Origin of the sequence: Pseudomonas fluvialis (assembly GCF_014207935.1) — a bacterium.
Classification (GTDB): domain Bacteria; phylum Pseudomonadota; class Gammaproteobacteria; order Pseudomonadales; family Pseudomonadaceae; genus Aquipseudomonas; species Aquipseudomonas fluvialis_A.
Map to the genome: position 1 here is coordinate 415524 of NZ_JACHLL010000003.1, position 15157 is coordinate 430680.

At 59.7% G+C, this 15157-nt stretch carries 13 protein-coding genes; 9 read left to right on the plus strand and 4 right to left on the minus strand.

The window, feature by feature from the left end; genetic code table 11:
* The first annotated feature begins 6 nt into the window (after positions 1–6).
* The 3 genes from HNP49_RS10850 (at position 7) to HNP49_RS10860 (ending at position 4127) form a co-directional block, all read left to right on the plus strand.
* On the plus strand, positions 7–1257 hold the full coding sequence (locus tag HNP49_RS10850; protein WP_184683156.1) for a ribonucleotide-diphosphate reductase subunit beta: 1251 nt from the start codon (positions 7–9) through the stop codon (positions 1255–1257).
* A gap of 127 nt (positions 1258–1384) precedes the next feature.
* Positions 1385–2404: a hypothetical protein gene (locus HNP49_RS10855; RefSeq protein WP_184683158.1), complete on the plus strand. Its 1020-nt coding sequence runs from the start codon at positions 1385–1387 to the stop codon at positions 2402–2404.
* 982 nt (positions 2405–3386) lie between these two features.
* On the plus strand, positions 3387–4127 hold the full coding sequence (locus HNP49_RS10860) for a TorF family putative porin (RefSeq protein ID WP_184683160.1): 741 nt from the start codon (positions 3387–3389) through the stop codon (positions 4125–4127).
* A 149-nt stretch (positions 4128–4276) separates the two neighbouring features.
* Here the strand turns inward: HNP49_RS10860 and HNP49_RS10865 are convergent, their stop codons facing one another.
* Entirely contained in the window at positions 4277–5020 is a 744-nt protein-coding gene (locus HNP49_RS10865; protein ID WP_184683161.1) for a class I SAM-dependent methyltransferase, read from the minus strand.
* A gap of 150 nt (positions 5021–5170) precedes the next feature.
* Between HNP49_RS10865 and HNP49_RS10870 the strand changes: the two genes are divergently transcribed.
* A complete protein-coding gene (locus HNP49_RS10870) occupies positions 5171–5863 on the plus strand; it encodes a GNAT family N-acetyltransferase (protein WP_184683163.1) in 693 nt (230 codons plus the stop codon).
* 7 nt (positions 5864–5870) lie between these two features.
* On the opposite strand, the gene HNP49_RS10875 is transcribed toward HNP49_RS10870, so the two are convergent.
* Positions 5871–6785: a LysR family transcriptional regulator gene (locus HNP49_RS10875; RefSeq protein ID WP_184683165.1), complete on the minus strand. Its 915-nt coding sequence runs from the start codon at positions 6783–6785 to the stop codon at positions 5871–5873.
* A 102-nt stretch (positions 6786–6887) separates the two neighbouring features.
* Here HNP49_RS10875 and HNP49_RS10880 point away from each other — a divergent pair, with 102 nt between their 5' ends.
* From HNP49_RS10880 to HNP49_RS10895, 4 genes are read left to right on the plus strand one after another with little or no spacing between them, the layout of a single operon-like run.
* Positions 6888–8747, plus strand: a complete 1860-nt coding sequence (locus tag HNP49_RS10880) for a DUF1302 domain-containing protein (protein ID WP_184683167.1) — start codon at positions 6888–6890, stop codon at positions 8745–8747.
* Positions 8748–8758: 11 nt separating this feature from the next.
* Complete coding sequence (locus tag HNP49_RS10885; RefSeq protein WP_184683168.1) at positions 8759–10099, plus strand: DUF1329 domain-containing protein; 1341 nt, start codon at positions 8759–8761, stop codon at positions 10097–10099.
* 9 nt (positions 10100–10108) lie between these two features.
* The gene (locus tag HNP49_RS10890; protein WP_184683170.1) at positions 10109–11479 is read left to right on the plus strand and encodes a DUF1254 domain-containing protein; all 1371 of its coding nucleotides are present in this window, start codon (positions 10109–10111) and stop codon (positions 11477–11479) included.
* 2 nt (positions 11480–11481) lie between these two features.
* The gene (locus HNP49_RS10895; RefSeq protein WP_184683172.1) at positions 11482–13173 is read left to right on the plus strand and encodes a sulfatase-like hydrolase/transferase; all 1692 of its coding nucleotides are present in this window, start codon (positions 11482–11484) and stop codon (positions 13171–13173) included.
* An 11-nt stretch (positions 13174–13184) separates the two neighbouring features.
* Here the strand turns inward: HNP49_RS10895 and HNP49_RS10900 are convergent, their stop codons facing one another.
* A complete protein-coding gene (locus HNP49_RS10900; protein ID WP_184683173.1) occupies positions 13185–14036 on the minus strand; it encodes a CAP domain-containing protein in 852 nt (283 codons plus the stop codon).
* Between the two features lie 224 nt (positions 14037–14260).
* On the opposite strand from HNP49_RS10900, the gene HNP49_RS10905 reads away from it, so the two are divergent.
* A complete protein-coding gene (locus tag HNP49_RS10905) occupies positions 14261–14542 on the plus strand; it encodes a peptidylprolyl isomerase (RefSeq protein WP_184683175.1) in 282 nt (93 codons plus the stop codon).
* 80 nt (positions 14543–14622) lie between these two features.
* On the opposite strand, the gene HNP49_RS10910 is transcribed toward HNP49_RS10905, so the two are convergent.
* Positions 14623–15033 (minus strand): HPF/RaiA family ribosome-associated protein, encoded by a 411-nt coding sequence (locus HNP49_RS10910; protein WP_184683176.1) that lies wholly within the window; start codon positions 15031–15033, stop codon positions 14623–14625.
* Positions 15034–15157 lie beyond the last annotated feature (124 nt).

Consider the following 15157-nt stretch of genomic DNA (forward strand, 5'->3'; position numbering starts at 1 on the left):
TTGACCATGCTGAGCTGGGACGAATTTGACAAAGAAGACGCTGGCGACGCGCTTGCCGCTGCCAAACCGGCCGCGCCGGTGATCGAGGCCAGCCTCGACAAGCTCGACAACGAAGCCGCCGGCTCCGTGGAAGAAGCACGCGCCATCAACGCCAGCGACTCCGCGGCCGTGGCCCGCGCCAAGGCCTCGCTGAACGAACTGGACATCCAGGAAGGCCTGGACGAACTGGAAGGCGCCAGCGCCCGCGTGCACGTCGGCGACAAGCAGATGATCAACGCCCGCGCCGACCTCAACCAGCTCGTACCCTTCAAGTACGACTGGGCCTGGCAGAAGTATCTGGATGGTTGCGCCAACCACTGGATGCCGCAGGAAGTGAACATGAACGCCGACATTGCTCTGTGGAAGAGCAAGGACGGCCTGTCCGAAGACGAGCGCCGCATCGTCAAGCGCAACCTCGGCTTCTTCTCCACCGCCGACAGCCTGGTCGCCAACAACCTGGTGCTGGCCGTGTACCGCCTGATCACCAACCCCGAGTGCCGCCAGTACATCCTGCGTCAGGCCTTCGAGGAAGCGATCCACACCCACGCCTACCAGTACTGCATCGAATCCCTGGCCATGGATGAAGGCGAGATCTTCAACATGTACCACGAGATTCCGAGCGTCGCGAAGAAAGCGAGCTGGGGCCTGAAGTACACCCGCTCGATCTCCGACCCGACCTTCACCACCGGCACCGTGGAGACCGACAAGGAACTGCTGCGCAACCTGATCGCCTACTACTGCGTACTGGAAGGCATCTTCTTCTACTGCGGCTTCACCCAGATCCTCTCCATGGGTCGCCGCAACAAGATGACCGGCGTGGCCGAGCAGTTCCAGTACATCCTGCGTGACGAGTCCATGCACCTGAACTTCGGCATCGACGTGATCAACCAGATCAAGATCGAGAACCCGCACCTGTGGGATGCCCAGATGAAGGACGAGGCCACGCAGATGATTCTGCAGGGCACTCAGCTGGAGATCGAATACGCGCGAGACACCATGCCGCGCGGCGTGCTGGGCATGAACGCGGCGATGATGGAGGACTACCTGAAGTTCATCGCCAACCGTCGTCTGACCCAGATCGGTCTGAAAGAAGAGTACCCAGGTACTACCAACCCGTTCCCGTGGATGAGCGAGATCATGGACCTGAAGAAGGAGAAGAACTTCTTCGAGACCCGAGTGATCGAGTATCAGACCGGTGGGGCGCTGAGCTGGGATTGAGTTTGGGTCAAGTCCATTAGGCAATACATAAGAAACGCTTTACCTGAAATGGAAGTTTGGGGCAGCGATTAGAAAGACTAAAAGCCCCGCCTTGCGCGGGGTTTTTTATTTATAACGGAGAATTACAATGCCCATCGGAACAGAAGAAGCATATAACGAGTCACGCTCCGCACTGGAAAGAATCCAGAATTTTGATATTAACTCACTTCCCAGAGAAAATGATCTGGGCACACAGCTGAATTTCAAAAATGCAATCCCGCCAGCTCAAGCACTAATTGATCTCTACAGAAGACTATCCCTCCAAGCACTAGAAGACTTCCCAGACAACATACTTACAACAATTCGCGACCACGCAAACTCCACATACAATCTATTCGATCAAATCAACAAATTTGATGTAGCCCAAAATAATCCACAACAAATCAGACAAAGCATTATTGATCAACTAAAAAACGCCTACCCAAACACATTTCAAGCACTGCACCCATACATTTCATATTCACTACATCGATCAGCTGACTTTCAACGACTAGATACTCAGGCGCGCGCCACCCTTCAAGCGGTAGAAGACAAGGCCAATGAGTTCTCTGAGCGAATGTCCTCCCAAGAAACAGAGGCAAACCGAATTCTTGGAGAAATTAGAAAAGTAGCTGCAGAAGAAGGTGTAACGCAGCAAGCAGCTCACTTCCGCGCAGAGTCTGACCTCCATGACTCAAAAGCAGAAGAGTGGAGAAAGAAAACTGTACAAATAGCCATCCTGCTCGGGATATTTGCTATTGCAAGCATGTTTATCCACAAGATCCCTTTTCTAAGACCAGAAACAATCTACGACAACATACAGCTATCGATTAGCAAAATATTAATATTCGGCGTAATAACATACATGCTTTTCCTATCCGCAAGAAATTTCCTAAACCATCGACACAATGCAATTGTAAACAAACACAGACAGAACGCATTAATGACACATAGAGCACTAGTTGATGGCTCAACTGACGGAGGTGCTCGAGATGCAATCATGGTTCAAGCAGCAAGCTGCATATTTGCCCCACAGCCAACCGGCTATACACAAAGCAGCGACAACGACGTCTCCACTCCAAGGTCCGTCGTAGAAATACTTTCAAAGCAAATCTCGCCAAACACCTAGAAAACTAGAGGGCAGGTGCAGATTTATTTTCTGAACTGCTGTGCAGACCAGCTTTTCCCTTTTCGCCCTAACGGCGAGTCACTTTCTCTTGCGTGCCCAAGAGAAAGTAACCAAAGAGAAAGGCACCCCGACATCCGGGTTTCGCTGCGCGAAACTCCCCTCCCTCCGGTGCCGCTCCGGGGGCCGGCATACACGGGCCATCCTTGGCCCGTTATGCCTCTCGCGGCCATCCGGGCCGCTCGTCCCCCTGCGCAACACCTCCACTCGGCCTCCTGACGGGGACTCGGGCTCCGAGTTGCCTGATGGTTTTGTTGGTTTTGTTGGTTTTGTTGTTTTGCCTTTCTCTCCCTCTCCCCGTCGGGGAGAGGGTTGGGGTGAGGGGCTGACCGGCACCACCCTCACCCTGCCCTCTCCCGCCAGCGGGAGAGGGATTCAGACAACGAGCCTTCAGGCGGCGCCAAACGCCCCCTTCAGGAGGCCGAACGGAATCGTTGTGGAAGGGAGCGAGCCGCATGGAGGCGGCGAGAGGCGTAAAGGGCCAGGACGGCCCTTGTACGCCGGCCCCTGGAGCAATGATGGAGTGAGGGAACCTCGCCGCAGGCGAGGTCGGATGTCGGGGGCTAGACCTTTTGGTTCCTTTTGGGGCAATGCCAAAAGGAACCCGCCCAGCAGGGCGGAACCACTGCCTCAGCAAGTTCGATAATCAGCAGCGGCACATGTAATAGCCAACGGGGCAGCCCCATGCCTAAGCCAGCTGAACAACCAGCAGCGGCGCATGACCCCATCCAATCCCCCCAAACAGCATTCGGCAAAACCGAACGGCACCTTCATTTTTTACTAGTTCTGCGGTGCCTGCCGGCTCTGTATAAAAACGCCAAAGCCCCAGATCACCTCCATACCGGCACGCCACAACCCGCGCCATGGCAAAGATCGAACTACTCCCGGGGCATAGCGTTTTCTAACAACAACAAAAGGTAATGCTATGAAAAACGTCCTGAAAGTCGGACTGACCAGCCTGTTGCTGGCCCCCTGGGGTGCAAGCCAGGCCGTGCAGTTGAATGAAGACTTCAGCCTCTACCTCACCGCCAGCGCACTGAGCGACTACCGCCTGTTCGGTGTCTCGCAGACCAAGGAAAACCCCGCCGTTCAAGGCCAGGCCACACTGTTCCACAGCAGCGGACTGTATGCCGGTGGCTGGATTTCCAACGTCGACTTCGAAGACGGCGACTATGGCGTCCCGGCCAATGAAGCCGGCACCGAGCAACGCGCCTATGTGGGCTACCTGCACACCTTCAACGAAGACCTCAAGCTGAACGTCGGCTACATCCAGTACATGTACCCGGGTCAGAGCAGCGCCAACTACAGCGAACGCTACGCCGTGCTGGATGCATACGGTGCCAAGTGGCAGAGCTACTACTCGACCAACGTCTTCGAAGAAGAAGTGTTCTGGTACAACAGCCTGGGCTACACCTTCGCCCTGCCGCAGGACATCTCGCTGTTCGTCAATTACGGCAACGCCGATTACAAGGACCCGCTGTTCGACAACTTCAGCGACGACAGCTACAACGACTGGGAAGTCAAAGTCAGCAAGACCATGCTCGGCATGGACTGGTCGCTCAGCTACATCGACACCAACATCGATGACGAAGACTGCGCCGGCTTCTGGGGCAAAGACAGCTACTGCAGCGCCACCGCCGTGCTGGGTGTCAGCAAGACCTTCTGATCGCGTTATCGCTTGCTCCTGATCGACGGTCGGCAGGTCCGTCGTTTCGGTGAAGCCTCACCCCCGGGGCTTCACCGCTTTCTCCCCTCTTCTGCCCGCTGACTTCAACAGCCCCACGCCAGGCTTGCGCTTACACAGGCGGCGCCCGGCTAGAGCTTCACGCAGACAAAAATGGCATTCCCCGAAGCCTGATCCCAGGGAATGATCTTCTCGTAGTCATGCTCGAACACATGCACCTCGAAGTAAGGCCGCAACACCGCCTGCAACTCGGCAAAGCTCACCGCCACCATCGGATGCTCGTCCCGCCAAACCTGCGTTTCATCGCCCGTGGCCTTTTCAATGCGCAACTGCAATGACTGCCGCTCGCCCACGCCGGGGTAATGCCAGCCGGAACTGAAGGTGAACTGGCTGCCCTCGTGCTGCACGCTGTGCGTCACCGACAGCGCGTTATCAATCCGCTCCCGGTCCACCGCGTTGAAGCAGAACACGCCCTGGCTGTTCAGCGCCGCATGCACGCTGGCCACACAAGCTTTCAGACGCTCGATGCCGGCGCTGTAGTGAATCGAGTACAGAAAGCAGGTAATCAGGTCCAGCGGCTCGGCCACGCTGAACGCGCACATGTCCTGCAGGGAAAACTGCGCCTCGGGACAGCGAATAGCCGCGAGATCAAGCATCGGCTGGTTGATGTCCAGCCCGCTGCTGGCATAACCCGCGTCGATGAAGTGACGGATATGCGGGCCGGTGCCACAGGCCATGTCCAGATGACGGGCGCCGCCATTGCCGAACAGCTGCTGCAGGCGGTGAATGCAGTGGCTCTGCGCCTGGTAGTCGATGTCGGCGCACATCAGGTCGTAGTAACCGGACAGGTCGGTATAAAGGGCGTTGACGGACATGGCGACCTGAAGGTGTTAACCGGCATGGATGAGGGCGCGCATGATAGCCCAGCCAGACGGCGCCATGGGCCGGGGGGCGGTCGCGCCAGACGGACGTTACAATGGCGCCACGCCGATGCCCCGTCGAGCATGCCCGGAGCCAGACTCTCGATGTTCACCCTCACCCACCTCACCACCCCGCCGCCCGAATCGCTGAAAAGCCAGGTGCTGCAGATGGTGGTCGACTACTTCAGCGACATCAGCCCCGCGCCGCTGACGCCGAGCAACCCGCTGTACCAGCTGTATCAGTACGTGATCGGTTTCGAGGTGCACCTGTACCTGCAGGCCATGGGCAGCGACGCCGGCAGCGCCCGGCTGATCCTCGCCCTGGATGACGAGGACCCGTCGCAGGTGCTCGGCTTTTCCCTCTACCTGCCCAGCCCGGACGACCCCGAGGCCTGCACCCTGGTCTATCTGGCCGTGCAGGCCAGCCATCGCCGCCGGGGCATTGCCCGCACCATGCTGCAGCGGATGATCCTGCTGCATCCCCATGCCGCACTGGCCTGCGTGGCCAGCCAAGTGCCGGTGTTCGAGGCCATGGGCTTTGCCGTGCTCGGCGCACGCGGGCCGCAGGTGCTGATGAATACCCGTAACCGGGCGTCGGACGGCGGTGTGGCGGTGCAGGACCTGGCGCCGATCTTCCAGTCCAAGGAAGTCCGGCAGATTCACGCCTACCTGCTCAAGCAGCACGGCAACAAGGCCATGAGCGACGCGGAACGCAAACGCGACCGCCTGCTCGATCAGCTGGCACGCCAGGCCGCAGCACTGGCAGAAGAACGCTGCAGCAGCGAACGGTTGCACTGAGCATTGATCAGTCGGGCATTATCGGCAAATCGGACTCATCCTGCTGGTTCAGCAGAAGGCGGTGCAATTCAGCCGCTCCAGGAGAAAGACTGTGTCCGGCCAGTGTCACGATGCCATAAGCCGACCCCTGAGCCATCCGCGCCCCCTCCAGCCGGAGAGTTGCCAGCCGACCGGCACTGACATCATGCGCCACCACATCCCAGGGGGCGATGCTCAGTACATGACTCTGTGACACCAGCTCCTTGAGTACCATAAAGTTGTCGCACTCGATACTCAGTGCCTCCCGACCACTGACTGCACGCAACGCATGACTGATCTCGGCAGGCAGCTGAGTACTCGCCAACGGATAAGCCAACACATCCGGCAGCCTCAGTGGATGGCAGTCCAGAAGCGGATGCTGCGGACTGCAAAACAGCACACCTGGGTATGAGGGCAAGGGGTTCACGCTCAGTAGGGGATCCCCACGTAGCTCTCGGACGTCCGCCACGAAGATCTCAAGCTGTCCTTGCAACAGCCGCTCTCGCAGTTGCTGCCAGTTATCAATCAGCAAGCGCAAATGCACTGCAGGATGAAGCTCGGCAAAGCGCCCTAGCACCCGCGGTACTAACCGGGCTGCTGGAAAAGGACCTGCTCCCAGATGCAGCTCACCACTAGCCAGATTACCAAGCTGGCTGACCGCATTGGTCAACGCACGGCTACCGGCCAGCAGGCGCTGGGCATGCTCCAGCACTAGCCGGCCATGAGCAGTCAAGCTGATGCCTCGGCTATGTCGGTCAACCAGCACACACCCCAAACTTCCCTCCAGGCCCTGAATACTGCGGCTGAAGGCCGGCTGGCTAAGATGTACCGCTTCGGCGGCTCGGGCGAAATGGCCGTGCTCGGCTAATGCCACAAAATGACGAAGTTGACGCAAATCGCTCATGCAGTCCACGCATTAATTAGCCAACAAAGATGCATTGGAATTATCAGACAATTTCACACAGGCTGCACTCACTCCAACAAAAACTAGAACGGAGCGACTCATATGCCTAACCCCTGCCTAGTCCTGAGCCTATTGCCTGCCGCCTTGCTTGGCAGCTCCACAGCAACGGCATTCACCTTCGAACTGCTTGACGGCGAAGTCACCGGAAAACTCGACACCACGATGAGCGCAGGCCTCAGCCTGAGCACCGAGGCGCCCGACGCGACGCTATACACCGGCCCCGATGGTGAGAGGACTGGTCAGAGTGGCGGACGTGGTGTCGGCCCCAATGCCGATAACGGCCGGCTCAATTTCAAGCAGGGGGATGTGATAGCCAACCCCTACAAGGGCCTGAGCGAACTGGATCTGGAGTACGGCAACATCGGCCTGCGCGTATCAGCTAAGTACTGGTACGACCACTGGCTGGAAACCAAAAATGGTCAATTCCGCGACTTTGATGACAGCGGTTACCCATCACTCGCCCGGTTCAAGGGTTTCAGCTGGCTGGACAGCTACCTGTTCGCCAGTACCGATGTGGCCGAGCGGCCACTGGACCTGCGATTGGGCCGCCAGGCACTGAGCTGGGGCGAAAGCACCTTCATCCAGGGCGGCATCAATGCCATCAGCCCTCTGGATCAGAGTGCCTTCAACCGACCCGGGGTGGAAATCAAAGAAGGTCTGCTGCCTGTTGAAATGCTCCAGGCCAGCTATGAACTGGGGGGAGGCGTCAGTGTCGAGGGTTTCTACCAGTACAACTGGCGCCCCTCCGTAATCGATGGCTGTGGCACCTTCTTTGCCATCACCGATGCAATCCAGCCGGGCTGCTCGCCCGTCTACACCTCAGCCCTGCTCCCCGAGGCCGAACAGCTAAATGGCACTGGTAACGGTGTCCCCGTGGGCGCCAATACCGTGATGAAGCGCAGTGCTGATGAACTGCCGGATGATAGCGGTCAGTTTGGCATTGCCCTGCGTTACTACGCGGACTGGCTAAACGACACCGAGTTCGGCCTGTACGCGCTGAATTACCATGCCCGCTTCGTGTACACCAGCGCGACGGCCGCCAACCCACAGGTCTATGCGATCGGCTCGCCGGGGCCTGCGGCCGACTTTTTCACCGGCCGCTATCTGGCCGGCCAGCCGGTGTTTATCGAGGGTGCACGCTACCGGGCCGTCTACCCGGAAGACATTCGTCTCTACGGTGTCAGCTTCAATACCAGCCTTGATAACGGCCTGGCCGTATCCGGAGAGATCAGTCACCGGCCGAACCTGCCGGTGCAGATCAACGTCAACGACCTCTACGCGGCGGCACTGCTGCAGGCTGGCAGTCCGGCCACGGCTGTTCTGCTGCCTGGAGGCATGAGCAATCCGGACAACTACGGAGAGGATGTTCAGGGTTACCAGCGGCTGCCGGTGACTCAGTCTCAGCTCACGCTCAGCCGTTTCTTCAGTCAGATCCTGGGCGCCGAACAGTTGCGGCTGGTCGGCGAAGTGGGACAGGTACACATCGGCAACCTCAACTCACTGCGTTTCGGCCGCTCCTCGCTGCTCGGACCGGGTACACCGGTCGGCGGTGGAGCCTGCAACAGCAGCCCCTCGGTGACTCGCCGTTACTGCTCACAGGATGGTTACGTCACGACCAACTCCTGGGGTTACCGGCTGCTGGCACAGCTGGATTACAGCGATGTTCTACCCGGAACAGTGATCAGCCCTTCCCTGGCCTTCCGGCATGACGTCGAAGGTTATTCCTACCAGCCCGCTGGCCCGTTCGAAGAGGGCCAGATGGCCTCAAGTCTAGGTCTGCAACTGGTCTACCGGGACCGCTACAAAGCCAACCTGAGCTGGACCAGTTTCTTTGGCAGCAACGACTACAGCACGGTCGACGACCGTGACTATGTGGCTGCCAGCATCAGCCTGAGTTTCTAAGGAGTTCGTTTATGTTTCGCTACTGCTTGCTTGCCTTGTCGCTCTGCAGCTCTGCACTGCTGGCTGCCGTTACCGAAGACCAGGCAGCCCGTCTAGGTCAGGACCTGACTCCGTTGGGTGCCGAGAAGGCCGCCAGCGCCGATGGCAGCATTCCTGCCTGGGATGGCGGTTTGCCGGCCAAACCAGAGGCACTGCACAAAGACGGCAGCCTGACTGATCCCTTCAGTGCCGATCAACCGCTTTACCGGGTCGATAACGGTAATCTGTCGCAGTACACCAACCTCCTCAGCCCGGGCCTGCAGGCGCTACTCAAACACCACCCGCAGAGTTTCTACCTGCAGGTATACCCCTCACGCCGCAGCGCCTCCTACCCTGAGCCGCTGTACCAGGCCACCGCCGAAAATGCCCGCAAGACCACACTGGCCAACGAGGGCAATGGTCTGCTGCATTACCGCCAGGGTATCCCCTTCCCCGTACCGGCCAGCGCACTGGAGGTTTTGTGGAATCATATCGCCCGCTACCGGGGCGACAGCATCCGGGCCATTTCCAATCAGGCGCTGGTACAACGTAATGGGGATAACGCCCGGTACCGGGTCGAGACCCACGTGAATTTCGCTCCCTCCATCAGCGATCTGCAGGCAGACGACAACCTGTTGTTCCTCTATAAGGCCAAGACGCTTGAACCAGCCATGGCGGCCGGCAATATCTACCTGGTCCATGAAACCCTTGATCAGGTGAAGGAACCCCGCCGGGCCTGGGTTTACAATGCCGGCCAGCGCCGCGTTCGCCGGGCTCCGACCCTCGCCTACGACAGCCCCGGCACCAACAGCTCTGGTCTGAAAACCGCCGACAACATGGACATGTTCAATGGCGCGCCTGACCGTTACGACTGGACGCTGCTGGGCAAGCGGGAACTGCTACTGCCCTACAACAGCTACCAGCTCTACGCTCGGGGCCAGTCTTACGAACAACTGCTGCAGCAGGGACACCTGAACCCGCAGCGGCTGCGCTTTGAAAAACATCGGGTGTGGGTGATCGAGGGCAGGCTCAAGCCGGGGCAGCGTCACGTCTACAGCAAGCGCACTTTCTTCATCGACGAAGACAGCTGGCAGATTGGGCTGGCTGATCACTACGACAGCCGCGGCAGCTTATGGCGAGTTTCACTGGGCTATGCCATGAACTTTTACTCGCACCAGATCCCCTGGGGCGCAATGGAGAGCATTCATGATCTGGCCAGCGGACAATACCTTGTCAGCGGCATGACCAACATGGAGCGCGGAGCCATTCAGTTCAATGTACCCGCCAGCAAGGCTGACTATGAACCCGGCGCACTGCGCCGCTGGGGTCGCTGAGTGATGCCCGTGCTCAAGCGCTGGGCCATCCGCTCGATGGTGGCCATCATATTTACCTCGCTGGGCTGTGCCTCACTGATCTACATGCAACGCGACACCATTCGCCTGGCCGGACTCAGCTATGTGTACGGCTACCCGCTGGTGCTCAGCGCCCTGACCCAGGACAGTTTCAGTCGAGACATGGCCCCACTCAACCAACTGGTGCATGTTCCGGCCTTTCCGGATGCCAGCTTCCGGGAGGTTGTGCGACCCAATGTCGACACCCTCTACTCACTGGCCTGGCTGGATATGCAGCAGGGGCCCTGGGTGCTCCAGATACCGGCGACCGAGCGCTATCAACTGATTCAGCTACTCGATGGCTGGAGCAATGTGTTCGCCAGCCTCGGCCCACGAACCAGCGGTCGGGAAGCACAGCAGCTTCTGCTGGCCGGACCGCACTGGCAGGGTGAGGTGCCTGCGGGCATGCAACTGTTGCGTGCCCCCACACGGCTGGCCTGGATGCTCAGCCGCATTCAGACCAACGGAAGCAGTGACTACCCTGCCGTGCATACGATCCAGCAGCAGTTGAGGCTCTCCAGCCTGGGCGACTGGAAGGCCGGACACCAGGTTCCTGGGCAGATCATGCGCCGCACCGTAAGCCCTCAGGAGCCTCCGCTGTATCAGATGCGCAACATGAGTGCCGAACAGTTTTTCACCCGGCTATCGGCACTGCTGGCAGACAACCCTCCGGCCGCTGCAGATGCACCTGCCATTGAGAATCTTCAACAACTGGGAGTCAACGCCGCTTCCCCTGTTGAGCACTGGAGTTTGTTACGACGCTGCGCAGCTGCACTGGGCATCTGGCTGGCTGAACGGGAAATGCGCAACGGGCTTATCCAGCAGAAAGGCGGACTCACTGGCTGGCGACAACCGCCGATGAACATTGGCGCATACGGCACCGACTATGGTCTGCGCGCCGTAGTGTCCATGGTCGGTTTTGGCGCCAATCTCGCAGCTGATGCGGTGTACCTCAATGCCACGGAGGACATGCACGGGGAAACACTTCAGGGGGGACGGCGATATCGCCTGCATTTTGCGACCGGACAACTCCCTCCGGTCAAGGCCTTCTGGTCGATCACCGCCTACGACAGTGATGGCTTTCTGATTGCCAATCCTGAAAACCGCTACGCCCTCGGCGACCGCGATCCACTGCAGCACAACCCAGACGGCTCACTGGACCTGTATCTGCAATCCGAACCACCTGCTCAAGAACATCGCCCCAACTGGCTGCCTATCCCCACCCAGGGCACGTTCAGCCTCACCGCACGGCTCTACTGGCCGCAGGACAGTATTCTCAATGGTCACTGGCAAATGCCAGGCCTGACAAGACAGGAGCACTGAGCATGCAGCGTCGTGATCTGCTGAAATGGGCCGGCATACTGCCAGCCGCCGGCCTCGCCCGCCTTGGTCCCGCGGCGCAGAAGCGCGCCGGCAAACGCCCCAATCTGCTGCTGATTGTCACCGACCAGCAACAGGCCCATCGAGACCTGCCTGAGAGCATCCCACTGCCGGGGCACGAACGGCTACTTGCTCGTGGCGTCAGTCTGGGCAACTTTCATGTCAACACAACACCCTGCTCACCTTCCCGCTCGGTGCTGTTCACCGGTCAGCACACCCAGCATACGGGCATCACCGCCAATCTGGGACTGCCACCCTTTCGCGAGCTGTCACCCGACATCCCTACGTTAGGACATCTGCTGCGCGAACAGGGCTATCTGACTGCCTACAAGGGGAAATGGCATCTTTCCCCCATACACCATACGGACAACCTGACCTATGGCGTGGCTGAACCCACCCGTGAGGCGCTGCAGCCTTACGGCTTCGCCGACTACAACCTCAACGGAGATCCCCATGGTTCACTGATGACCGGCTTCACCTTCGACAAGGTGACGGCGAGTGACACTGCCGAATGGCTGTATCGTCACCGTGACGACGAGCAACCGTGGTTTCTGGCCGTCAACTTCGTGAACCCCCATGACATCATGTTCTACAGCTCCGGGCTCCGCCAGGAACAGTCACGGCTGCGCCGCTATCTGATGGGGCCTATCAGCCCAGGACCGCAAACAGGCCTATACGAAAAGCACTGGGATCTGCCACTGCCTGAGAGCTTCTACCATGACGATCTGTCACAGAAGCCCTGGGCGCAACGAGCCGATGCATCCTTGTGCAACCATCTGTACGGAACTCTGGAAGACGAAGCAGCCTGGCGCGGCCTGCAGAGCTACTACTTCAACTGCGTCCGGGACGTTGACCAAAACATCGAGCAGGTACTGCTGGCACTGGAGAAAACCGGTCAACTGGACAATACGGTAGTGATCCTGACGGCGGACCACGGTGAAATGGCCGGCGCACACCGGCTGCGCCAAAAGGGACCGCACATGTACAAGGAGAACACCCGGGTAAACTTTATTGTGAGACATCCGGATATCAGCCAGGGCTTCAGCAGCGAAGCACTCGGCTCAACGATCGACATTGTGCCCACCCTCCTGGAGCTGGCCGGGCTGGACCCGGCAAGCCAGCAGGAACGCTACCCGCAACTGGCCGGGGTCAGTCTGGCAGAGAGCATTGGCGGGAACTCGCGCCAGTCACTGCGCGACCGGCGCGGCCACCTGTTCAACTACGGCGTGACCATGTACGTGGATCCTGAGTTTACCGAAGCCATCCTTCGCAACCACGATCAGGTCACCCCATGGGCCATGATTGCTCAATCCCTGAGTCAGCTTCAGCTTGGCCCATCGCTGCATAATCGAGCCCTGCTTCGCGGCATTCATGATGGCCGCTATAAGTTCGCCCGCTACTTTGCGCCTTCAGACCATCACCGGCCAGACGACTTCGACACGCTTCTGACCCGCAATGATCTGGAGCTGTACGACACAGTTCAGGATCCGCATGAGCTCAACAACCTAGCCTACCAGCCGGAACAGCATCGGCCTCTGATCGAGCAACTGAACACCCGTCTCAACGACCTGATCAAACAAGAAGTGGGGGCCGATGCCGGCGCCGAGCACCCGGGGCCGGATTTCCTGTACAGCTGATACCTGGATCATCATGGCGCGCCGAACAGGGCCGTCCAGTAGATACCCGCGTCGCTCTTGGGATCGGTCGCATAGGCCGAGCCCAGCTCACGGAACTGCGGGTTCATCAGGGTGGCGCAGTGACCGGGGCTGGCCAGCCAGCCATCGACCACGCGCCGCGGGGTGTCGAGGCCGGCGGCGATGCTCTCGCCGATCTGCATACCGCTGTAGCCGCCCAGCTCGGCCCGGTCGCCTGGCGTGCGGCCATCGCGGTCCTTGTGGCTGAAGTAGTTGCCGTTAGCCATGGAGCGGCTATGGGCCTCGGCCACACTGCCCAGAGTGGCATTCCAGCTCAGCGGCGCGCTGGCCGCGAAGGCCTGAGTGCCGCACTGACGGGCCTGGGCCCGCGCCGTATTGATCGCCTCCAGCAGCTTCTGCCCTTCGGCCTGCCAGTCGCCCAGTTTGCCGGCCAGCAGCGGCCGCGCCAGGACGATGCGCCAGTCGCGGTCGACCCGGCTGACGCCGATATCGACGAACTGCGGGTCAAGCAGCACCTTGCAGAAACTCTCGCTCAGCGCCTTGAGCGCCGTCTGCGCCTCGCGCGGGCCGGACAGGTTTATCGACTGCACCCGCATCATCGGGTAGGCCGTGGCATTGAGTTGCGCCTGCAGATCACCGCCGGCACCGACCGGCAAAGCCAGGCGGATATCGCTGGTCAACGGCGGCAGTTCTCCACTGCCCTGACCGGCGCACAGCTGCACCTGGCTGCGGTAGGCATTGATCGCCGCAATCAGCTGAGCCTCTTCCGCGGCACTGGCACTGCACGCCGCCGCGCCCCCCAACAGCCCCGCCAGCCAGGCAACGGCAACAGAACTCACACGCATGACCACCTCCTCGGTTGAATGCCGCCATGATGCTTGATTGCGCGGCTCGCGGGCAGAGCCCAGTGCACAAACAGGCTGCCGATGCAGAGGTAGCCTGCCGCGGCGAGCAGCGGCACCAGACCCGCGGACAAGTCCGCACAGCCTGCGCGGTTGAATCCCCCGGCGATTGCGCTAGGCTGTGCGCCTTTGCTTGCCCCATCCCCGTTCATTCAAGGAGTCATCCCATGGCCCGTGCCACTGCCCGTCACATCCTGGTTGCCACTGAAGCCAAGTGCAACGAACTGAAAGCTGCCATCGAAGCCGGTGCCGACTTCGCCCAGGTCGCCAAGGACAACTCCACCTGCCCGTCCAGCCGCCAGGGCGGCGACCTCGGCTCGTTCGGCCGCGGCCAGATGGTCAAGGAATTCGACGCCGTGGTGTTCAGCGCCCCGGTCGGTGTGGTTCAGGGCCCGGTGAAAACCCAGTTCGGTTACCACCTGCTGGAAGTCACCAGCCGTCAGGACTGATTGCCGGCCCCGGTTAAATGCCGGGCATGAAAAAACCGCCGGGGCTCGCGCCACCGGCGGTTTTTTTATGGCCTGAACAATCAGGCGGTACGGATCAGTTCATCGGCGAGGAAGTCTTCTTCCAGCAGCTGGTCGGCATTGCCGACAGCCTCACCCTCCTCACGCAGGGCCGCGGCGCGCTTGGTACGCAGCTTGCCCATCTGGTGGTCGAGAGCATGGCCGAGTTTTTCCAGAGCGCCATCGAGGGCGAACTCCAGCGACTCGGCCTTGTGGGTTACGGAAATCGGCGCCTGGCCCTTGGGCCGCGCCTCGATCTGGCAGCGCTTGTCACTGGCGCCTGCCTTGTGCGCGTTCTCATCGTTGAGGTGCACGACAACGCGGGTCAAATCCTCGTCATAACGTTCGAATTTGCTGGCAACACAGGTGCTGACCCAATCAGCCAGACGGGCACTGCCATCGATATGGTTGTCACTGTGAACCTGGATTTGCATACGGCATTCCTTATTCAACCAAACAACTGAAGTGTCGCGAATTACCCCTGCGACAATTTCAGCCTACGTCATGTCGGCGCACTTGGGGGGAATTTGTTGCATGCCGAAACACTCTGGCGTGACC

Bases quoted from the DNA above. Each gene is read 5' to 3' on its own strand.
- HNP49_RS10850 (WP_184683156.1), top strand. From the start codon at position 7: ATGCTGAGCTGGGACGAATTTGACAAAGAAGACGCTGGCGACGCGCTT.
- HNP49_RS10855 (WP_184683158.1), top strand. From the start codon at position 1,385: ATGCCCATCGGAACAGAAGAAGCATATAACGAGTCACGCTCCGCACTG.
- HNP49_RS10860 (WP_184683160.1), top strand. From the start codon at position 3,387: ATGAAAAACGTCCTGAAAGTCGGACTGACCAGCCTGTTGCTGGCCCCC.
- HNP49_RS10865 (WP_184683161.1), bottom strand. From the start codon at position 5,020: ATGTCCGTCAACGCCCTTTATACCGACCTGTCCGGTTACTACGACCTG.
- HNP49_RS10870 (WP_184683163.1), top strand. From the start codon at position 5,171: ATGTTCACCCTCACCCACCTCACCACCCCGCCGCCCGAATCGCTGAAA.
- HNP49_RS10875 (WP_184683165.1), bottom strand. From the start codon at position 6,785: ATGAGCGATTTGCGTCAACTTCGTCATTTTGTGGCATTAGCCGAGCAC.
- HNP49_RS10880 (WP_184683167.1), top strand. From the start codon at position 6,888: ATGCCTAACCCCTGCCTAGTCCTGAGCCTATTGCCTGCCGCCTTGCTT.
- HNP49_RS10885 (WP_184683168.1), top strand. From the start codon at position 8,759: ATGTTTCGCTACTGCTTGCTTGCCTTGTCGCTCTGCAGCTCTGCACTG.
- HNP49_RS10895 (WP_184683172.1), top strand. From the start codon at position 11,482: ATGCAGCGTCGTGATCTGCTGAAATGGGCCGGCATACTGCCAGCCGCC.
- HNP49_RS10900 (WP_184683173.1), bottom strand. From the start codon at position 14,036: ATGCGTGTGAGTTCTGTTGCCGTTGCCTGGCTGGCGGGGCTGTTGGGG.
- HNP49_RS10905 (WP_184683175.1), top strand. From the start codon at position 14,261: ATGGCCCGTGCCACTGCCCGTCACATCCTGGTTGCCACTGAAGCCAAG.
- HNP49_RS10910 (WP_184683176.1), bottom strand. From the start codon at position 15,033: ATGCAAATCCAGGTTCACAGTGACAACCATATCGATGGCAGTGCCCGT.